This window comes from Nocardia inohanensis NBRC 100128 (assembly GCF_001612945.1).
In the GTDB taxonomy this organism is placed as follows: domain Bacteria; phylum Actinomycetota; class Actinomycetes; order Mycobacteriales; family Mycobacteriaceae; genus Nocardia; species Nocardia inohanensis.
Window position 1 is genome coordinate 716,566 of record NZ_BDBK01000008.1, and the last position, 20,026, is coordinate 736,591.

At 68.6% G+C, this 20,026-nt stretch carries 20 protein-coding genes and 1 pseudogene; 11 read left to right on the forward strand and 10 right to left on the reverse strand.

Features of this window, described 5'->3' with window-relative positions:
- Positions 1-95: 95 nt before the first annotated feature.
- The 7 genes from NI1_RS19020 (at position 96) to NI1_RS19050 (ending at position 6,735) form a co-directional block, all read left to right on the forward strand.
- Entirely contained in the window at positions 96-1,043 is a 948-nt protein-coding gene (locus NI1_RS19020; RefSeq protein WP_067822087.1) for an acyl-CoA desaturase, read from the forward strand.
- A gap of 11 nt (positions 1,044-1,054) precedes the next feature.
- The gene (locus tag NI1_RS19025; RefSeq protein WP_067822089.1) at positions 1,055-1,321 is read left to right on the forward strand and encodes an acyl carrier protein; all 267 of its coding nucleotides are present in this window, start codon (positions 1,055-1,057) and stop codon (positions 1,319-1,321) included.
- A gap of 2 nt (positions 1,322-1,323) precedes the next feature.
- Positions 1,324-2,226 carry an SAM-dependent methyltransferase gene (locus NI1_RS19030; RefSeq protein ID WP_067822091.1) on the forward strand — a complete coding sequence of 301 codons (903 nt, stop codon included), beginning with the start codon at positions 1,324-1,326 and terminating at the stop codon, positions 2,224-2,226.
- Positions 2,223-3,452 (forward strand): cytochrome P450, encoded by a 1,230-nt coding sequence (locus NI1_RS19035; RefSeq protein ID WP_067822093.1) that lies wholly within the window; start codon positions 2,223-2,225, stop codon positions 3,450-3,452. Before NI1_RS19030 ends, NI1_RS19035 begins: the two co-directional genes overlap by 4 nt.
- 9 nt (positions 3,453-3,461) lie before the next feature.
- A complete protein-coding gene (locus tag NI1_RS19040; RefSeq protein WP_067822095.1) occupies positions 3,462-5,156 on the forward strand; it encodes a fatty acyl-AMP ligase in 1,695 nt (564 codons plus the stop codon).
- 2 nt (positions 5,157-5,158) lie between these two features.
- Positions 5,159-5,599: a PaaI family thioesterase gene (locus tag NI1_RS19045; protein ID WP_067822100.1), complete on the forward strand. Its 441-nt coding sequence runs from the start codon at positions 5,159-5,161 to the stop codon at positions 5,597-5,599.
- Positions 5,600-5,754: 155 nt separating this feature from the next.
- Positions 5,755-6,735: a hypothetical protein gene (locus NI1_RS19050; RefSeq protein ID WP_174564506.1), complete on the forward strand. Its 981-nt coding sequence runs from the start codon at positions 5,755-5,757 to the stop codon at positions 6,733-6,735.
- 29 nt (positions 6,736-6,764) lie between these two features.
- On the opposite strand, the gene NI1_RS19055 is transcribed toward NI1_RS19050, so the two are convergent.
- The 5 genes from NI1_RS19055 to NI1_RS19075 form a co-directional block, all read right to left on the reverse strand.
- Positions 6,765-7,136, reverse strand: a complete 372-nt coding sequence (locus NI1_RS19055) for a hypothetical protein (protein WP_067822106.1) — start codon at positions 7,134-7,136, stop codon at positions 6,765-6,767.
- A gap of 166 nt (positions 7,137-7,302) precedes the next feature.
- Entirely contained in the window at positions 7,303-7,716 is a 414-nt protein-coding gene (locus NI1_RS19060; RefSeq protein ID WP_067822110.1) for a DUF5313 family protein, read from the reverse strand.
- On the reverse strand, positions 7,713-9,356 hold the full coding sequence (locus tag NI1_RS19065) for a SulP family inorganic anion transporter (protein ID WP_245663290.1): 1,644 nt from the start codon (positions 9,354-9,356) through the stop codon (positions 7,713-7,715). Before NI1_RS19065 ends, NI1_RS19060 begins: the two co-directional genes overlap by 4 nt.
- On the reverse strand, positions 9,353-11,182 hold the full coding sequence (locus NI1_RS19070; protein WP_067822125.1) for a phosphoenolpyruvate carboxykinase (GTP): 1,830 nt from the start codon (positions 11,180-11,182) through the stop codon (positions 9,353-9,355). The genes NI1_RS19065 and NI1_RS19070 overlap by 4 nt, the downstream gene beginning before the upstream one ends.
- A gap of 94 nt (positions 11,183-11,276) precedes the next feature.
- Positions 11,277-11,606: an ArsR/SmtB family transcription factor gene (locus NI1_RS19075; protein WP_067822128.1), complete on the reverse strand. Its 330-nt coding sequence runs from the start codon at positions 11,604-11,606 to the stop codon at positions 11,277-11,279.
- A 140-nt stretch (positions 11,607-11,746) separates the two neighbouring features.
- On the opposite strand from NI1_RS19075, the gene NI1_RS19080 reads away from it, so the two are divergent.
- Together NI1_RS19080 and NI1_RS19085 are read left to right on the forward strand one after the other, a co-directional pair.
- Positions 11,747-12,562: an alpha/beta fold hydrolase gene (locus tag NI1_RS19080; protein WP_067822130.1), complete on the forward strand. Its 816-nt coding sequence runs from the start codon at positions 11,747-11,749 to the stop codon at positions 12,560-12,562.
- A 40-nt stretch (positions 12,563-12,602) separates the two neighbouring features.
- Positions 12,603-12,947 (forward strand): zinc ribbon domain-containing protein YjdM, encoded by a 345-nt coding sequence (locus tag NI1_RS19085; RefSeq protein ID WP_067822132.1) that lies wholly within the window; start codon positions 12,603-12,605, stop codon positions 12,945-12,947.
- Here NI1_RS19085 and NI1_RS19090 read toward each other — a convergent pair.
- Both NI1_RS19090 and NI1_RS19095 read right to left on the reverse strand, forming a co-directional pair.
- Positions 12,934-13,704, reverse strand: a complete 771-nt coding sequence (locus tag NI1_RS19090; protein ID WP_084523395.1) for a sigma 54 modulation/S30EA ribosomal C-terminal domain-containing protein — start codon at positions 13,702-13,704, stop codon at positions 12,934-12,936. The two genes, NI1_RS19085 and NI1_RS19090, sit on opposite strands and share 14 nt — an antisense overlap.
- Before the next feature lie 147 nt (positions 13,705-13,851).
- Positions 13,852-14,811 (reverse strand): acyl-ACP desaturase, encoded by a 960-nt coding sequence (locus NI1_RS19095; protein ID WP_067822134.1) that lies wholly within the window; start codon positions 14,809-14,811, stop codon positions 13,852-13,854.
- A gap of 234 nt (positions 14,812-15,045) precedes the next feature.
- On the opposite strand from NI1_RS19095, the gene NI1_RS19100 reads away from it, so the two are divergent.
- Both NI1_RS19100 and NI1_RS19105 read left to right on the forward strand, forming a co-directional pair.
- Entirely contained in the window at positions 15,046-15,753 is a 708-nt protein-coding gene (locus NI1_RS19100) for a hypothetical protein (RefSeq protein ID WP_067822137.1), read from the forward strand.
- Positions 15,754-15,755: 2 nt separating this feature from the next.
- Positions 15,756-16,748 (forward strand): Acg family FMN-binding oxidoreductase, encoded by a 993-nt coding sequence (locus tag NI1_RS19105; RefSeq protein WP_067822140.1) that lies wholly within the window; start codon positions 15,756-15,758, stop codon positions 16,746-16,748.
- Between the two features lie 54 nt (positions 16,749-16,802).
- Here the strand turns inward: NI1_RS19105 and NI1_RS19110 are convergent.
- The 3 genes and pseudogenes from NI1_RS19110 to NI1_RS38880 all read right to left on the reverse strand — a co-directional run.
- Positions 16,803-17,483 (reverse strand): annotated as a pseudogene (locus tag NI1_RS19110) (DUF4389 domain-containing protein); the annotation flags it as partial.
- A gap of 227 nt (positions 17,484-17,710) precedes the next feature.
- Entirely contained in the window at positions 17,711-18,760 is a 1,050-nt protein-coding gene (locus NI1_RS37260; RefSeq protein ID WP_157535191.1) for a PNPOx family protein, read from the reverse strand.
- Positions 18,761-18,879: 119 nt separating this feature from the next.
- Positions 18,880-19,893, reverse strand: coding sequence for a helix-turn-helix transcriptional regulator (locus tag NI1_RS38880; RefSeq protein WP_067822144.1), 1,014 nt, complete (start codon positions 19,891-19,893; stop codon positions 18,880-18,882).
- Between the last annotated feature and the right edge of the window lie 133 nt (positions 19,894-20,026).

Consider the following 20,026-nt stretch of genomic DNA (forward strand, 5'->3'; position numbering starts at 1 on the left):
TCGCTCTCGATCCCGCGGTGCGTGGCCCGCGACACCCGGCGGCGGCCGATTCGAAGCATTGCGATTCGACACCACTGCGATCAGAAAGCACGGCCATGGACACCAGCCCGAGCACCGAGACCGGGAAGCCCGAGCCGCGGAACAAGACGATCAGCAATCCCTATATTCACCGCCTGCAACGCAGGCACTTTCTGCTCTTCGATATCCTGCCGATCGCCGGAATGGCGGCGGCGGTGGCATTCACCTGGATTCGCCCGTTCGGCGTCCTCGAATTCACGCTGCTGTTCACGATGTGGCTGCTCACCGGCCTCGGCGTGACCGTGGGTTATCACCGGCTGTTCACCCACCGCACTTTCCAGGCCGCCCCGGCGGTGGTCGCCGTACTGGCCGTGCTCGGCTCGATGTCGGGTCAGGGCAGCGTCATCTCGTGGGTGGCGTTGCACCGGCGGCATCACGAATACAGTGACCGCGAGGGAGATCCGCACTCCCCCAACCTTTCCGGGTCCGGATTGCGGGGAGCCGTACGCGGACTGGCACATTCGCACTTCCTGTGGATGCGCCGCCACGAATACCCGAATATCGTGCACTACGCCCCGGACTTGATCAAAGACCGGCGGCTGGTGCGGGTGGCCCGGCTCTACAACTGGTGGGTCGCGCTCGGGCTGCTGCTGCCCGCGGTCGCCGGCGGGCTGATCAGCATGAGCTGGACCGGCGCGGTCAGCGGGCTGCTGTGGGGCGGGTTCGCGCGCATCTTCATCCTGGAACACATTGTGTGGGCGATCAATTCGTTCCTGCACATGTTCGGCACCCGCCCCTACGAGTCCCGCGAGAACAGCCACAACGGCGGCGTCTTCGCCCTGGTGACGCTGGGTGAATCGTGGCACAACAACCATCACGCCTTTCCCGAATCGCCCTCCTTCGGCCTGGACTGGTACCGGCTCGATCCGGGCTACTGGCTCATTCGCGGGCTCGCCGCGACCGGGCTGGCCTGGGATCTGAAGGTGCCCACCGCGGCCCGCATCGCATCCAAACGCATCGCCTGAGAGGCAAAGACATGGACAACCAGCCCAACAGCAAAGCCGCCATCGTCTCCTGGTGCCAGGAATACCTGGCGAGCCAGCTCGGGGTGCCGGCGAGCGCCGTCGACCCGGCCGCCGACTTCGACCGGCTCGGCATCGATTCCACCCTGGCCGTCGCGCTGCTGATCGAGGTCGAGGAGCGGTACGGCATCGATCTCTCGCCCGAGGACCTGTTCCGCAATCCGAGTCTCGACGCCGTCGCCGCCTACCTGCACGAGCGGGTCGGCGAGAACGCGGCCTGATCATGACCGGCCTCGAAGCGGATACGACCGCGCGCACCGACGCCGCCGCCGCGGCCATCCGGCACCACTACGACATCGGCAACGACTTCTACCGGCTCTGGCTCGACTCCAGCCTGAGCTACTCGTGCGCGCTGCGCGAGCGACCGGGCGACACGCTGGAAGTCGCGCAGGAGAACAAGCTTCGCCATCATCTCGACGCGGTGGACGCGCGCGGCGCGGGCGCGGTGCTCGATATCGGCTGCGGGTGGGGTGCGATCCTGCGGCGGTTGTCCCAGGAGTGCGGGGTACCGCGTTCGGTCGGACTGACATTGAGCGACGCCCAGGCGGATTACGTTCGGGCGCAGGAGTATTCCGGCGTCGAGGTGCGCGTCGAGGATTGGCGGCACTACCGGCCCGAGACGCCGTTCGACGGGATCATCAGCATCGGCGCGTTCGAGCATTTCGCGCGCCCGGACGACTCGGCCACGGCGAAGATCGCGGTGTACCGGGAGTTCTTCACCCGCTGCCGGGACTGGCTGCGGCCGGACGGGACACTGTCGCTGCAAACCATCGCCTACGCCAATATGACAGCCGCGCAGGCGGATTCGTTCATGCAGCAGGAGATCTTCCCGGACGCCGAACTGCCCACGCTGGCCGAGATCACGACGGCCGCCGAGGGATTGTTCGAGGTGCAGCGGATCAGCAGCGGCCGTCTGGACTACGCCTGGACCTGCGCCGAATGGGCGCGGCGGCTGCGCGCGGCCCGCGAGCCGGCCACCGAGGTCGCCGGTCCCGAGGTGGTGGCCCGCTATCTGCGGTATCTCACCCTGTCCGCCATGGGATTCCGGATGGGCAAGCTCACGCTGTACCGGCTGGTGCTGCGGCCGTATCCGAGCGGCTTCTTCGGCACGGGCGAACGCGCATGACCGCGGCGGGGCCGGCCCGGGTCCGGTTCAATCCTTTCGGCGCCGAATTCCGGCGCGACCCGTATCCGATGTACCGGGAACTGCGGGAGCGGAAGCCGGTGCACAAGACGCTCGGCATGTGGGTGCTCACCCGGCACGCCGACGTGCGCGCGGTACTGGCGAACCGCGACTTCAGCGCCGGGCTGATCCCGCGGCTCGTCGCCGAACAGGGCGCGAAGTTCGGGCAGGACGGCCTGGACCGGATCGAGCGGCTGGGCCGGAAATCGCTGGTGTTCACCGACAATCCCGACCACGCGCGGCTGCGCGGCCTGGTGAACCGGGTGTTCACCGCGGCCGCCGTGGAACGCCTGCGGCCGGTGGCGGACGCGGTCGCCACCCGCCTGCTCGAATCCGCCCGCGGCGACGGGGAATTGGACGTGATCGCCGATCTCGCCGCGCCGCTGCCGGTTTCGGTGCTGTGCGAATGGATGGACCTGCCCGGCGAGCTGCGCGCCCGGGTGGGGCCGTGGACCCACGACATCCGGTTCCTGCTGGAACCGGGTCTCATGCAGGAAGCCGACTTCGCCCGGGTCCGCGAAGTGGTCGAGGAGTTCGCGGGGGCGCTCACCGCCGTCCTCGCCGACCGCCGGCGGCGGCCCGGCGACGATCTGATCAGCCGTTTGCTCGGCACCCGCACCGCCGGCGGCGACGCCTTGAGCGAGGAGGAGCTGGTCTTCGTCTGCATCATGTGCTTCGTCGCCGGCAACGAGACCACCAAATCGCTGATCGGCACCGGCGCCCTGGCCCTGCTCCGCCATCCCGAGCAGGCCCGGCTGCTGCGCACCCGCCCCGGCGCGGTGAAACTCGCGGTCACCGAGGCGCTGCGCTACGACAGCCCGTTGCAGCTCACCAAACGCCTGGCCACCCGCGATGTCGAGATCGGCGGGCGGACGGTGCGGGCCGGTGATCAGGTGCTGGTGTGCCTGGGCGCGGCCAATCGCGATCCCGAGCGGTTCGCCCGGCCCGACGAATTCGATCTCACCCGCGGCGGTCTCGGCCATCTCGCCTTCGGCCACGGCATGCACGGCTGTCTCGGCGGGCAGCTGGCCGAGCTGCTGGCCGAGGTCGCCTTCGAACGGCTGAGCGGGCTCGACCTCACCCTGCGCACCGCTGAATTCGATTGGCAGGACCACAGTTTCATCGTCCGCGGGCTGCGCAGCCTGCCGGTCGCGGTCCACGCACCCTAGGAATCCCGAATGTCGCTGCCGCCCCTGCTGCCGGAGATCCTCCGGCAGCGCGCCGCCACCGAACCCGACCGGACCGCCTACATCTTCCTCGACGATCACGGCGAAGAGACCACCGTGCTGACCTACGGCGAACTGCACGCCCGGGCGCTCGGGGTGGCGGCGCGGCTCGCCGAGCGGTGCGCGCCCGGCGATCGCGCGCTGCTGGTGTTCCCGCAGTGCCCGGAGTTCGTCATCGCCTATTTCGGCTGCCTGTACGCGGGCGTGCTCGCGGTGCCGTTGCAGCCGCCGCGCCGCGCCCAAGTGCGGGAGGCCACCCGGTCGATCACCCAGGATTGCGCGCCCGCCGCGGTGCTGACCCTCGAACTGTTCCTGGAACCGCTACGGGCCGTGCTGGACCCGCTGTGCCCCGGCGCGCACTGGCTGGCCGCCGACCGGATCCCCACGCCCGCAACGCTGTTCGAGCCGGTGCTGCTCACTCCGGCGAATGTCGCCTTCCTCCAGTACACCTCGGGTTCCACCGCCGCCCCCAAGGGCGTCATGGTCACGCACGGCAATCTGATCGCCAACGAGGAGATGATCCGCCGGGGCTTCGGCCACGACCGCGACTCCACCGTGGTCGGGTGGGCTCCGTTCTTCCACGATCAGGGGCTCATCGGCAATGTGCTGCAACCGCTTTACGTGGGCGCGACCGCCGTCCTGATGTCACCGTCGGCGTTCATCCGGCGGCCGCTGCTGTGGCTGTCCACCATCTCCCGCTACCGCGCCCACACCAGTGGCGGACCCAATTTCGCCTTCGATGCCTGTGTCGCCCGCGCCACCACCGCCGCCTCCCTCGACCTGGACCTGAGCAGCTGGCGGGTCGCCTTCAACGGTGCCGAACCGATTCGCGCCGATACCCTGCGGCGCTTCGAGAAGACCTTCGCGCCCTACGGTTTCCGGTCCGGGGCGTGGTATCCGTGCTACGGCCTGGCCGAGGCGACACTGCTGGTGTCGGGCAGCACGCCCGGCACCGGGCCGCGCGTGCGCGAGGTCGATGCCGAAGCCTTGGCGCACCGCCGCGTCGCACCCGCCGGCGCCGCCAAACGCACCAGCCTGGTCGGTTCGGGACGGGTGCTGGCGGGTGAAGACGTGCGGATCATCGACCCCGGCACCGGCGTGGACTGCGCGCCCGATGCGGTCGGCGAGATCTGGGTGGCGGGCGCGCACGTGGCCGCCGGATATTGGCGCAACCCGGACGCCACCGATCGGACCTTCGGCGCGGCCGGGCGTTTCCTGCGCACCGGCGATCTCGGATTCCTCGCGGACGGCGAACTGTATGTGGTCGGCCGAGCCAAGGACATGATCATCATCCGGGGCCGCAACCACTACCCCCAAGACCTCGAGCAGACCGTGCGATCGGCGCATCCGGCGCTGCGTTCGGGGCCGTGCGCCGCCTTCACCGTGCCCGGGCCCGACCATGAGAAACTGGTGGTGGTCCAGGAGATTCGCGACCCCGCCCCGATCGATCCGCTCGAACTGGCCGCCACCATCAAGGCCGCGATCATCGCCGAGCACGAGATCGCCCCGGCCGCAGTCCTGCTCACCGCCCCCGGCCAGGTCGAGCGCACCAGCAGCGGCAAGATCATGCGCGCGGCCGCCCGGACCCGTTATCTCGCAGACCAATTCGTGCCCTGGACCCCACTCCCCGAACCGCATCGGAGCTGACCGTGCCGAATCCGCAACCCCCGAACCCCGATTACGCCCAGCTCGTCGAGGCGGCGGTGCTCAGCATGCCCGCCGCCCGGCACCTCGGCTTCACCTTCCATCGCATCGCGCCCGGTGAGGTGGAGCTGCATCAGCCGCACCGCCCCGAACTCACCCAGCACAACGGCTACTTCCAAGGCGGGGTGCTGGGCTCGCTGGCCGACTTCGCCGCCGGCTCCGCCGCGGGCACCCTGCTGGCCCCCGGCTGGATCAATATGACCCTCGACTACACCATCAAACTGCTGGCCCCCGCCAAAGGCACCCACGTCCTGGCCCGCGGCCGAGTCCTCAAACCCGGCACCTCCATCACCACCGCCGCCGCCGACCTCTACTCCGTCGACGGCGACGCCGAAACCCTCTGCGCCACCGCCCTGGTCACCATGCGCAACGTGAAGGTGGCCTGACCGGGCGAACTCGGTTCGGCAGCAACGCCGCGGAAATTTCGCGGCGCGCCGCATGCCGAACCCGCCCCGCACGGATCATGATTGGGCCGGTTCAGGTGCCCTTTTCCGGTGCATTGTCGAGCGCCGTCGAGGCCGGCGGTGAGAGGCGGTTCGGTGTGATCAGTGCGGCGTCCGAGGCGGTTTCGGGGAACCCGGCTCCCTTCACCTGGGTGACCGCGGTGTCCATGCTGGTGTTCTGCGCGATCCTGTGGGTGATCGTCGATTACATGCGCACCCATCCGCGCCCGGCGATGTGGGTGTGGGGGCTGTCGCTGCTGACCTTCCCGCTCTGGATCTGGGGGCCGGGCCGCGATATCGGGCTGATCAACTGGTTCTCGTGGGCCAAGATCCTGTCGGTGCTCATCCCGCTCACCCTGGTCGGCGCCATGCGGATCGCGGTCGCCGAGCAGCGGGAGGGCCGGTTCTGGGAGTTGTTGCGCAATCCGCGATTCCTGTGGTTTCCCTACGCCATCCTGTTCCTCAATATCGCCGAGGCGACGCTGCGCGATGCCGAGATCGGCAACTATTGGAACGCGGCCGTCGGGCTCGGGCTCTGCCTGACGATCCCCTACTGCCCGCGCTTCTGGGAGGTCCTCCCGGGCCGCAATGCCGAGCTGGTCGCCTACACCACCATGGCCTGGAACTTCCTCTACACCACCTGGAATCTGTGCTTCACCTTCGGTGGATATCCGCCCCAGGAAGAGCATTTCGCGGCCAGCATCTGCATTCTCGGTGTCGCGGAGATCTATCCGCTCGTCAAGGGCCGGCCCGAGCTCTACATCATGGCCCGCATCTACACGCTGCCGGTGCTGATGCTCGTCATCGCCATCTACAACATCTTCCCCACCGTGATGCCGTCGGACGGCTGGTTCGACAATGACGTCTGGATCGTCTGGGGCATAGTCAATTTCGCGCTGACCGTGCCGTATCTGTTCTGGTACACCTGGCAGCTGGAGACCGGCCGCGCCTTCGCCAATTTCCGCCGCGGCCGGGCCCGCGCCGAATTCCTGGCCGAGCACGGCGAGACCGTCGAGCAGATCATGGCATTGAGCGATTCGCTCGATGCCGCCGTGGACCCACATGGTCGCCACCGGTAGCTCACGCGGGTCCGGGCGCGCCTCCGCCCTCAGACGTCGAGGTCTTCCTCGATCTCCTTCAGGCGGTGGCGGGCCAGCGCCAGATTGCCGCGGTTGCGATCCAGCGCGAGGTAGAGGAACAGGCCCTTGGCCCGGCGCGCGCGGGTGGGCCGGATGAGGTGGTACTGACCGCTGAGCGTGATCAGGACGTCTTCGATCTCCTGGTTCAGCCCGAGCTGCTCGATGGTGCGCATCTTGGCGCGCACCAGTTCGGTATTGCCGGCCGCGGCGATGTCGATGTCGAGATTCTTGGTGGCCACCACGGTTCCCAGCGGCATCCCGCTGCCGTAGTCGACGACGGCGGCGCCGAGAGCACCATCCAGCAACATCATTTCCTTCAACGCAACGTCCAAGTCCGCCATGGTTTTTCCTCTCTCACGGTGCCCGGAAACAGGCCGAGCAGCCGCGACGCTACCGAGGCGGCGCAGTCGCGTCCGGCGTTCGATGAAGGATTCCGCAAGGTACGCAATTCACAAGTTATGCAATTAGCAGACCTGGCAGGCGAACGCTCTGATCGGACGGGTAAACCTACGGGTCGCGCGGTTCCGGCGCTGTCCAGGACGGTTGACGGCCGTGCGCGCGTTCGTAGGCCGCGCGGGCGGCGGCGGACCGCTCGCGTTCACGTCGGTCGGCCAGGGCGGGATCGAGGCCGTGCTTGGCCAGGCGGGCACGCCGGTAGACGTACATCAGCGCGGCGGTGAAGTAGATGAGCGGGAGATACAGCAGCGCCATCATGGCCAGCCCCATCCACAATGGGCCCGGGATGAGCAGGAACAGGCACAGCGGCGGGATGATCGGGATCAAGATGCGCAGCAGGTAGCGCCGGGTCGCGCCGGGGCCGGTGAGATCCTCGATCACCCAATCCGACATGGACGACGGCAGTACTCCGCCGGTGATGTAGCGAATCCGTTGGGCGAGAGTCGGACTCGTGCGTTCGGTCATCTAGGGCTGCTTTCGGCGGGGCTGGACAGGAGACCGCGGGCGACGGCTATGGCGTCGGGGGTGTGGTCGAACAGGTGGCCCGCGTCCGGTAGTGCGCCGACCGCGGCCAGACGGCGGCGATGGTCCGGGCGCAGACCGGAGATGAGGACGGTGATGCCGCGATGCTCGAGTTTGCCGATGGCGTCCTTCAGCGTGCGCGCGCCGGTGCTGTCGAGGGCGGTGATGTGGGACATGCGCAGGATCACCACGCGCACATCGGAGACCTCGGCCAGCTCCAGCAGGAAGCGATGGGCGGCGGCGAAGAACAGCGGGCCGTCCAGGCGGTAGGCGACGATGTGATCGTGCAGCAGGTCGTGTTCCTCCGCCGAATGGTCGCCCTCGTCCAGGGGAATCTGGTGCAGCCGAGCCTCTTTCGACACCGCGCGCAGGGCGAGCAGGACCGCGATGCCGACACCGACGGCGACCGCGGTGACCAGGTCCATGGCGACGGTGACCACGAAGGTGGCGATCATGATCGCGGTGTCGCCCTTGGAGGCGCGGGCGATAGCGCGCAGCGACGCGGTCTCGACCATGCGCACGGTGGTCGCGAGCAGCACCCCGGCCAGCGCGGCCAGCGGGATGTGCGCGACCAGCGGCGCGGCCAGATACACCAGGGCGGCCAGTACGACCGCATGGAAGAGCGCCGCGAGCCTGGTCCGCGCTCCGGATCGGACATTGACGGCCGTGCGGGCGATCGCCCCCGTCGCGGGAACGCCACCGAACAACGGTGCGGCGATATTGGCCAGACCCTGACCGAAGAGTTCCCGGTCGGGATTGTGGCGGGTGCCGACCGCCATGGAATCGGCGGCCGTGGCCGAGAGCAGCGATTCGAGGGCGGCGAGTGCGGCCACCGCCAGTGCCGGGGCGAGCAGCCCGCCGAGATCGGACAGGTGCAGGAACTCCAGTGTGGGAGCTTGTAATCCGGCCGGAATCGCGCCGATGGTGGCGACATCCAGATGCAGGACCACGGCGGCGAGCGTCGCGACGATCACCGCCAGCAGGGCGAAGGGCAGCTTCGGCAGGTACCGGCCGCCGAGCAGCAGGGCCGCCGCCACCGGCAGGGCGATCAGCAGCGGCAGCGGATCGGGGTGCGAAAGATATTGGCGCACCGCGTCGGCCGCGGACTGCCACACCTTCTCCCCTTCGGCATGCGCGATGCCCAGCGCCGCCGGGAACTGTTGCAGCGCGATGACCACCGCGATGCCCGCGGTGAAGCCCTCGATCACCGGGGCGGGCATATAGCGCACCGCGCGCCCCACCCCGGCGATCGCGAGCACCACCAGCACGAGGCCGGCCAGCAGCCCCACCGCCAGCACCCCGCCCCCGCCATGCCGGTGGAAGATCGGCACCAGCACCACGGTCATGGCGCCGGTGGGTCCCGAAACCTGGAAGCGGGAACCGCCGAAGACGGCCGCCACCGCGCCCGCGACCACCGCGGTGGCCAGTCCGGCGGCCGCGCCGAGCCCCGAGGAGATGCCGAAGCCCAGCGCCAGCGGTAGCGCGACCAGCGCCACGATCAAACCCGAAAGCAGGTCCGCCCCGGGTGCTTTCACGGCCGGTCGCCAATCCGACCAGGCCGGTAACAGCGCCCGCGCGCTCAACGGGCTTGCGACAGACGCTGTTTCAGCGCCGCCAGCTGCTCGCGGAGTTCCTCGGGCAACCGGTTGCCGCCGATACCGGCGTACCAGTGGTCGATGGAGGCGAGTTCGCGCACCCATTCGCCGTTGTCGACCGCCAGCGCGCTCTTGACCAGTTCCCGATCGGCGGGTTCGAACCCGTCGAGGTTCAGCGCTTCCGGGGTCGGCACCCAGCCGATCGGGGTCTCCGTCGCCTCGGCGGTGCCCTCCAGGCGTCCGAGCGCCCAGTCGAGCACGCGGACGTTGTCACCGAATCCGGGCCACAGGAATTGGCCGTCGGCGCTGCGGCGGAACCAGTTGACCTGGAAGATCTTCGGCAGCTTGGCCGGGTCGGCGGCCGCGCCCAGTTTCAGCCAGTGCGCGAAGTAGTCGCCGACGTGGTAGCCCAGGAACGGCAGCATGGCCATCGGATCGCGGCGCACCACGCCCACCTTGCCCGCCGCGGCGGCGGTGGTCTCCGAGGAGAGCACCGAGGCGGTGAAGACGCCGTGCGCCCAATCGAAGGTTTCGGCGATCAACGGAATGGTGGAGGCGCGGCGGCCGCCGAAGAAGATCGCCGAGATCGGCACGCCCCGCGGATCGTTCCATTCCGGAGCCACCGACGGGCACTGTTCGATCGGCGTGCAGTACCGCGAATTCGGGTGCGCGGCAGGGGTTCCCGAGGCGGGCGTCCAATCCTGTCCGTGCCAGTCGATCAGGTGCGCCGGGGCTTCGCCGGTCAGCCCTTCCCACCAGATGTCGCCGTCGTCGGTGCGGGCGGTATTGGTGAAGATGGAATTGCCGCGCTCGATGGTGGCGATGGCGTTCGGGTTGGTCTTGACGCCGGTTCCCGGTGCGACGCCGAAGAATCCGGCCTCCGGGTTGACCGCGTAGAGCCGCCCGTCGTCACCGAAGCGCAGCCAGGCGATGTCGTCGCCGACCGTCTCGGCCTTCCAGCCCGGCAATGCGGGTTCGAGCATGGCCAGGTTGGTCTTACCGCACGAGGACGGGAAGGCGGCCGCGATGTAGTGCGTCTTCCCTTGCGGGGAAGTCAGTTTCAGGATCAGCATGTGCTCGGCCAGCCAGCCCTCGTCACGCCCCAGCACCGATGCGATGCGCAGCGCGAAGCACTTCTTGCCCAGCAGCGCGTTGCCGCCGTAGCCCGAGCCGTAGCTCCAGATCTCGCGGCGTTCGGGGAAGTGCGAGATGTACTTGGTCTTGTCGCAGGGCCAGGCTACATCCGGCTGCCCGGGGCTCAGCGGCGCACCGACCGAATGCAGGCATTTCACGAATTCGGTTTCGCCGGTGAGCTTCTCCCACACCTGCTGCCCGGAGCGGGTCATGATCTGCATCGACACGGCCACGTACTCCGAATCGGTGATCTGCACACCGAATTTGGGGTCGGCCGCTTCCAAGGGCCCCATGCAGAAGGCGATCACGTACATGGTCCGCCCGGCCATCGCACCCCGGTAGTGCTCGGTCATGACGGTGCGCATATCGACCGGATCCACCCAGTTGTTGGTCGGCCCGGCATCCGCCTTCTCCTCGGAGCAGATGTAGGTGCGGTCCTCCACCCGCGCCACATCGTCGGGATCCGAGACGCACCAGAACGAGTTCGGCTTCGCCGGTAGCGGTACGAACGTGCCCTTGGCGACGAGCTCGGCGGTGAGCCGGTCCCATTCGCCGCGGGAGCCGTCGCAGAACACGATCCGCTCGGGTGCGGTCAATTCGGCGACCTCGGCGACCCAGGCCAGGATGCCCTCGTGGTCGGTGGGCGCGGCCACGGTCGCGGCGACAGAACGTTCGGACACGGCGAACCTCTCTTTGCGGAACAACTAGATAGTTATTTTAGAAACTCTGCAATCAGCAAGTACAGAGGGCACCCCTGTGAGGTTGGGCGCACCGCTATGCGGGTTGTTCGAGCACCTCGGCCTGGCCGGCGACGACCCCGGTCAGAATGGCGCGGGCGGCGGCGAGCAGCTCGGCGACCTGGGGCGAGGTGAGTTCATAGGTCACCGACAGCCCTTCACGGCGGGCCACCACCAGACCGGCGCGACGCAGAATCGACAGCTGCTGGGACAGATTCGCCGGCTCGACCTCGATCTCGGTCAGCAATTCCGAGACCGCGTGCTCGCGCTGGCTGAGCAGCTCCAGCACCCGGATACGTACCGGATGTCCGAGCGTTTTGAAGAAGTCGGCTTTCATTTGATAGAGCGGCCGTTGCAGTCCTGGCATGTACGCGCCCGCTCCTTCCGCTGACGACCGTCCTCGACACGGACCGGCCATCTCCTGATTGCAGAGTTTAGCAAATAACACATCCATCCCCGATGATGTCCGAGCAACCACGCACCCGCGTGACCGACAGGAGAACGCTCATGCCCCTCGCCACCCTCAATGGGATCCGGCTCAACTACGACGTGACCGGCACCGGGCCGTTGGTCGTGCTGATCATGGGTACCGGCAGCCCGGGGCGGGTGTGGCGCACATACCAGGTTCCGGCCCTGGTGCAGGCGGGCTTCCGGGTCGCCACCATGGACAATCGCGGTATCGCGCCGTCGGACGAGTGCGCGCACGGCATGCGGGTCGAGGATCTGGTCGCCGATACCGCGGCGCTGATCGAGCATCTCGGCGGCGGCCCCGCGCATGTGGTGGGCACTTCGATGGGCGCGCGGGTCGCGCAGGAACTCGCGCTGGCCCGGCCGGGATCGGTGCGAAAGCTGGTGCTGCTGGCCACCACCGGGCGTCCGCATCCGATGGCGCACACCATGAATCTGGGTGAACAGGCGTTGATCGATCAGGGCATACAGCTGCCGGCCCAATACGCGGCGGCGGTCAAGGCGTCGCTGAACCTGTCCCCGCACACGCTCGAAGACCCCGTCAAGGCCCAGGAGTGGCTCGACATCTTCGAGTACACCGCGGGCGCCAAACCCTCGCCCGGCGTGCGCGCGCAGCTGCGTATGGATCGCTCCCGCGACCGGCTGGCCGATTACGCGCGGATCACCGCCCCCACCCTGGTGGTGGGATTCGCCGACGATCGCATGCTGCCACCGGTATTCGGCCGCGAGGTGGCCGCGGCCATCCCCGGCGCGCGGTTCACCGAAATCGAAAAGTGCGGCCACTACGGCTATCTGGAGCGTCCCGAAGAGGTCAACCGCACCATCATCGACTTCCTCACCGCCCGAACCGCCTGACCCGCAACACCTTCCGACCACCGACGAACAGGACCAGCCGATGAGCCAGTTACCACCCTGCCCCGCGTGCGCGAGCGAATACACCTACGAGATGGGCGCACTGCTCACCTGCCCCGAATGCGCCCACGAGTGGCAGGCCGAATCCGCCACTGACGCAGGGGAAGAGCAGGTGATCCGGGATGCGGTCGGCAATGTCCTCGCCGACGGCGACACCGTCACCGTGATCAAATCCCTCAAGGTCAAGGGCAGCCCCACCGGCATCAAGGCCGGTACCAAGGTCCGCAATATCCGTCTCGTGGACGGCGTGGGCGATCACGACATCGACTGCAAGGTCGACGGGATCGGTCCGATGCAGCTCAAATCCAGTGTGGTCAAGAAGGTCTGACGGCCGCTGATCCGGCCGCCAGCACCAGGCCGAGGTTGCCGTCGTAGCGGCGGTAGAGCAGCCGCCCGCGGCCTGCCTCGGCGTCGGTGTAGAACAGGAACGGCAGGCCGTAGCGGCACAGGCGGGCAGCGGCTTCCGCTTCGGTGAGCTCGCGGGTCGGCTGCGGGTTCACGGTCAGGCGCAGAGCGGTGATCTCGCGGGGCGGGCGGGTGTGGTGCTGGCGGGCCAGGCGGACTCCGGTCGGCCCGGCCCAGTAGACGAGGGCGTCCTCGCCGGTGTCGCGGTCGGTGAACAGGTGGGCGTCGTAGTCCATGGCGTCCATCGCCGCCACGGCCGCGCGCACGTCGCCGACCATCGGGACGACCGTCTTCCAATGCACCACGGGCTTTTCCGCACCGGCGTACGCGAGCGGGGCGCGGCCCGGGTCGGGTTCCCAGCGGGGCGGGGCCAGATCGAGCAGGCGGGTCAGTTGGCGGTCCAGGCGTTCGGCGGCGAAGGTGAGCGCGAAGCCGCCGGGACCGTCGGCCTGAGCGCGCACCGGCCGGCCCGCGCATTTCACGTTCACCTGCGCGATGGTGGTGCCGTGGGAGTTGCCGAGCGCCGTCAGCCGGATCCGCGCATCCTGCCCGAGATGGTGCCGCCGCAGCAGCTGGCCGATCACCCGGCGGGCGCGGCGCACCATCACATCGTCCACTCCGCCCGCCGCGACCACCTCTACTTCGGGCTCGACCACTGTCGCCAATCCCCTTGCGCTCACGGTTACCGACCTCCTCCGCTTCGATTCGACCGGGTCCCCGGCCGTCACCAATGCCACCATCGCGCCGGACCCGCCCACAGGGCCGAAAGTCCCCGTCCGGCACCACCTGCGCGAGGTGCCCGGCGTGTCGGAGAACGCGCGGCTAACTCACCTCCGGGCTCGTTCGCGGGCGAGCGCCCGATCGCGCTGTTCTTCGAAGCGCGGGATCTGCACCTGCCGCAGGTCGTCCAGGTAGACCGCCAGGCGGTCCCGGGCCTTCTCCCCTTCGGCACCGAAATCGTTGCGGCCGAATACATCCCAATGCCGGAGCACCGGCTCGAGCACGTCCTCCAGGTGCTGGCGCAGATCGTAGACGCCGTGTTTGGCCATCAGCACGCCGTTGCGGCGGAAGTTGGGCATGCCGGCGCCGGGCATCCGGAAGTTCTCGACGATCAGGTCGATGGCCTGCATGGCTTGATCCGGCACCAGGTCCAGCGCCGCACCGCACAGGGTCCGGTAGAAGATCATGTGCAGGTTCTCGTCGAGCGCCAGCCGCTGCAACATGCGGTCGGCGATCGGATCGTCGCACACCTTGGCGGTATTGCGATGACTGATCCGGGTGGCGAGTTCCTGGAAGCTCACATACGCCACCGAGTACAGGAAGCCGGCATGGGCGGCCGCGGTCGCGGCGTCCAGCGGCGCGGCGAAACCGTGTGTCATATGCACCATCCGGTCGTTCTCCAGCGCGACCGGATCGACGCCGCGGGTCACCACCAGATAGTCGCGCAGCACCACGCTGTGCCGGTTCTCCTCGGCGGTCCAGCGCCCCACCCAGGTGCCCCACGCGCCGTCGCGGGAGAAGTTCTCGGCGATCTCCCGGTGATAGGAGGGCAGATTGTCCTCGGTCAGCAGATTGGTGACCAGCGCCGCCTTGGCCACCTCCGACAGCGTGGATTGCCCCGGCTCCCAATCGATTCCACCGAGCTGCGCGAAATTGCGCCCCTCGTCCCAGGGCACATAGTCGTGCGGATGCCAATCCTTGAACACCGACAGATGCCGATCCAGCGCCTGCCCGGCAACCGGTTCGAGTTCGACGAGAATCTCATGCTGCGTAAGTTCACGCGCCACTGCTGGATCCACCTTCCGCTCCGCTGATCGGGTTGAACGCCATCGATCACCGTTCCGGATCGGGTATCGGACCGGCAGGGTCGAAGGTCACCCGGCGGGCGGGCCTTTCGATCACGGAATCGGGGTCCCGGAGCTCGCATCGCATTTTGCCGCGCCAATGAGGTCTTTCGACACTGGCTCGGGAACCGTTGCGCCACAGAGGATCAGCTGAAAACGAAGCGAAGGAGAGATCTCGTGAAGAAGCTGACCGCCGGTGTGATCGGGGTGGCGTCCGCCGTGGCGGGGCTCGCTGCCGGATACCCGATCCTCGCCCGCACTCGCTGCCTGACCTGGGGTGCGACCGCCGAGGAGGCGGGCCGGGCGCTACCCGGTGACGGGCTGCTGCCCACGCCGCAGGTGATGAGCACCCGTGCGGTCACCATCGAGGCGACCGCCGAGAAGATCTGGCCCTGGCTGGTGCAGATCGGGCCGGGGCGCGGTGGGGCGTACACCTATGACTGGATCGAGCAGCTGTTCGGTCTGGATATGCACAGCGCGGACGATGTGCTGCCGCAGTTCCAGAATCTCGCCGTCGGGGATGTCATGCCGCTCGGCGAATCGGGGCCGCGGATGCGGGTGGCCATTCTCGATCGGCCGCATTCGCTGGTCTTCGCGTCCGAGGATCACAACTGGGTGTGGGAGTTCGTGCTCGAACCCGTGGCCGCCACCGAGAGCACCCGGTTGATTTCCCGGAATCGGATCGCGCAGCCGGGCGCCGCCTGGCCCGCGCGCCTGTTCTCCATGCTCGTGATGGAGCCGGGCAGTCTGCTGATGGAACGGAAGATGCTGCTGGGTATCAAGGAGCGGGCCGAACGCCGGGATGCGTTGCCGGTGGTGACCAAAGACCTCGCCGGACAGCCACAAAGCCTGTATGCGCCGGACGCGCCCGCCCGAACACTTTAGCTATGACCGCCATGACCCCCTCCGCTGACGAGATGCCCGACCGCCGAACTGTGCTGGCGGCCATCCGATCGGCCGCCCGCGCGCCCTCAGTCCACAACACCCAGCCTTGGCGCTTGGTGCTGGAGGGCAAGACCCTGCATCTGTACACCGATCCGGATCGGCTGCTCACCGCAGCCGATCCGCACGGCCGGCAGCTGATCATCAGCTGCGGCGCGATGCTGCATCACATCCGCACCGCCTTCGGCGCGCTGGGCTGGCATACCGACACCGTGCGGCTGCCGAACCTGCTGGAGCCGGGACACCTGGCCGAAATCACCTTCCGCCCTTGGGAGAATCCGCCCCCGGGCCTGTCGGCGCGCGCCGCGGCCATCGATCGGCGGCGCACCGACCGCCTGCCCCTGGATCCCCCGCGCGACTGGGCCGCCCTGGCCCCGCGCCTGCGCATGCTCGCCTCCCCGCACTACCTCGAGCTGGACACCCTCGACGACAGCGTGCGGGCCCGCCTGGCCGCGGCCTCCGAGCACACCGCCGTCCTGCGCCGCCACGACATGATGTACCAAGCCGAAATCGGCTGGTGGACAGGGCATTCCGGGTCGCCCGAAGGAGTTCCCGCCGAGGCGCTGGTCTCCGACGCCGAGTTCGCCCGCGTGGGTGTGGGCCGGGCCTTCCCCGCCGCACCGCATTCGGCCCGCCGAGCGGGCACCGAGGACCACGCCGTACTCGCCGTCCTCAGCAGCGAAGGCGATTCCCTCGAACAGTGGCTGCATACCGGCGAAGCCCTCTCGGCCGTCCTGCTGGAATGTACGGTCGCTGGCGAAGCCTCCTGCGCACTGACCCACATCACCGAACTCCCGGCGAGCCGCACTCTGCTCGCAGCCTTGGTTCCGGCGGGGCGTCATCCGCAGATGGTGATCCGGATCGGTCACCCCCCGACCCCGGAGACCGGTGCCCCGACACCGCGCCGGCCGCTGGCCGACATCCTCACCTTCCGGTGAGCCGAAACACGGGCGCGGCGGGACTGATGGCCTCGCCGCGCAGCCGTGTGGTGTTCAGCTCGCCAGGTCGCGGGTTCGCGTGTCGGGCAGCGGCTCCAGGGCGGGCTCGCGCGGCCCTTGGTCGAGCTTGAAGGGCGGGTATTCGTCGCGCATCAGAGCGCTGTAGGCGAAAACCCGGTAGAACCAGCGGTTCACGCCGAGCACGAAATCGAACAGGCCGCGCGGGTAGCGGGCGGTGAACAACAGGGCTACGGCCGCGACCAGGACCAGGATGCCGATCAGCGGGATCGTGGCGGCGTCGTTGCCGTCGTTACCGCCGCCGAGCACGACACCGCCGCTGTAGAAGGCGGCGAGCACCAGGTAGTGCGGAATGGCCAGCAACCACCACTTCACCAGCACCAGGCCGCGCGAAAGATGTTGCGGGTAGTCGATTTCCAGATCGGCGGGATAGTCGGTCGAGCGCAGGCTGAAGGGCGGATACCGGTCGGTGCCCAGGGCGGCGTAGGTGTAGAACTGCACGCGCCATGACCAGCGCATCACGCCGACGTTGAAATCGAAGATCCCGCGCGGATACCGGCCGGTGAACAGGATCGCGAACCCCGCCACCAAGGTGAGTACCCAGAAGGCGATCCACAGGAAGAACAAGACTATGTAGTGCGGGATGGCGAGCAGCCATTTCACCAGCCACAGCCAGCGTGACAACGGTTCGTCCAGATCGCCGCGCAGGCGCACGGGCCGCTCCGGGATAACCGGACCGGTGGATAGCGGTTCGGGATTCATGATTACTCCTCATGGACGCGGTATGCCCGTTCCCCATGGCGGAGAACGGGTTTCGATGTACGTCCCGCTCCAGCATCGACGGCCGGGCCATCGCGGCGGCAGGGCCTAAAAGCCCCATCCGCGGGACCGATGGCCTGAAAGCGGTGTACCGAATTCCCGGAATCGTCTCCCGCGCAGAGCTTTCAGGGACGGAGATCCGATCGGTCCGCAGGCAGCAGGTGGGCGGGGGTGACGGTCCGAGCCAAAAAGGCGCCGGTCACCGCCGCCATCACGGCGGCCATCACCAGCCCGCCGAGCAGACCGATCGCCGCCACCAGCGCCGCCGGCTGTCCGGGCTGCCAGAGCGGCATGGTCACCAGCATGAACGCGGTCAAGCCGGCGATCCACGCCACGGCTGTGCCCCAGATCCACAGCGTCGCGCCATCGACGAAGCGGCGCAGGATCATCCACTGGGCGGTGCCGATCGAGAAGACCATGATCAGTGCGCCCGCCGCCACCGCGGGGACTTGCACCCATACCGGCCAGGCTCCGAACCGCTCGCCGTACAGCATCGGCACCAGGCCGATCGACCAGGCCAGCACCGCGCCCGCGATAGTGGCCGCGATCCAATCGCGAGCCCGCAGCCGCGGCAGCGCCGTGCGCAGCACACCGGCTTGGAACGCGCCGAGTACGCCGCCCTCGATCATCCCGGCCAGCAGCATCGCGGCCACGGTGATGCCCGCGCCCGCGTCGGCCACCAGTGTTCCCGCCACCGCGGGCGCGCAGAAGCCCAGGAACTCGCCCAGGGTCACCCTGCGCAACCAGCGACGCCGAAGCGATTGGGCCGCAGCCGGTTTCGCGTCCGGCCGCACCGCGATGACCACATAGGGGTCGGTGGCGGACAGCTGGGCGCGGGGGTGCGCGCCCTGGTAGACGGCTTCGATCTGTTCGTGTTCCAGCGTTCCGGGCGCGACCACGTGCCCGGTGCCCGACAGCCAGCGGCCGTCGACCCGGATCGAAGCGGGATGGGGTGCGCGGAAATTGCGCCACCAGTTCTTGGCCTCGGCCTCGCCCACCCGGATGATCACGCTTTCCTCGGTGCGGACGACCGATACGGGCAGCGCGATGTTGCGGCCCGAACGCCGTCCCGTGTAACGCAACTCCCCCACCGCGTGCCGCAGCCCCGTCGGCAGGCGCAAGGCCATCAGCATCGCCGACGCGCCGAGTCCCGGCGTCTCGTATTTCGTTGTCACGGCGTCCTCCATCCGAGCGCATGCCTTGCGATCCCCGTCCAGGGTCCGCCGCTCGGAACCGCCGGTACAGGATCGAAAGTCACCGCCCCGATGGCCCTCGTCCCCGTGATCGTCTCTGATCAGCCGCGCAAGGTGTGGCCGGGCGGCACTCCGTACTCCTGCCGATACCACGCGGCGAACCGGGCGGGATGGGCGAATCCCCAGCGCGCCGCGACGATTTCGACGGTCTCGCCCGTGCCCGGGTCGGCGGCGCGCAGCTCGCGATGTGCGCCGGCGAGCCGCACCCGGCGCAGGTATCGCAGCGGGGTGGTGTCGAGGTGGCGGCGGAATCCGGCTTGCAACCCACGCGGACTCACCCGCACCTCGGCGGCGATGCGCGCCAGCGTCAACGGTTCGCCGGCATGCTCGTCGATGAACCGCACCGCGCGCCGGATGACCGCCGGAGCGGTGTGGCCGGGCCCGGGAATATGCGCCTGGGTCATCGTCGAATTGGGAAATGTGGCAAGCAGAGCGGCGGCGGTAAGCCGTTTCAAACCGCCGAGCAGCAGGGGATCGATGCTGTCGGTCCCCGATTCCATCAGCTGCCGGTACAGGAACGTGGAGGTATCGCTCCAGGCACGGCCAGCGCCGGCGAGCGGCGCGATCCCGTGGAACAGCACCCGCCCGCCGGGCACATCGCACAGTTCGGCGGCGTGTTCGGTCAGCTCCTGCGGCGCGAACCGGACCACCAGGTACACCATGTCCTGGAGGCCGGTCGACCAGCCTCCGTCCGTGGGCGCCAGCAGCATTCCGCCCGCACCGAGCGCCAGCTCCTGCTTCGCCGCGAGCAGCCGCCCGCGGCCCGCGACCAGCACCGCGGCGATCAGGCTGTCGGACGGCTCCCCCTCGGCCTCGTAACCGATTCCGGAGAATCGCAGCAGATCCACCCCCAGACCCGCGGTGGTCGCCGACCGCACCTCGACGCGCAAACGCTCGGGTGCCGACACCGTGATCCGGGCCCGATGGTCGATCACCAAGCTTTTGACCACTTCCACGCCCGATTCGGGGTCACGGGCCCGGACCTCGGTCCGTTCGATCGGAATCGCACCGGAGACCCCGCTCGGCGGCTGTTCTCGGGCATCTGGACTGGCCACGCCTACCAGTATTCCGGGTCAGTTCGCTGGCGGACGATATCCGGAAAACGAAGACCGTATCCGGAAAGCGCATCCCGCCAACGCATCACGCCACGCCGCCCGCACACCGGATCCGATACTGAGTTCGCTGTCG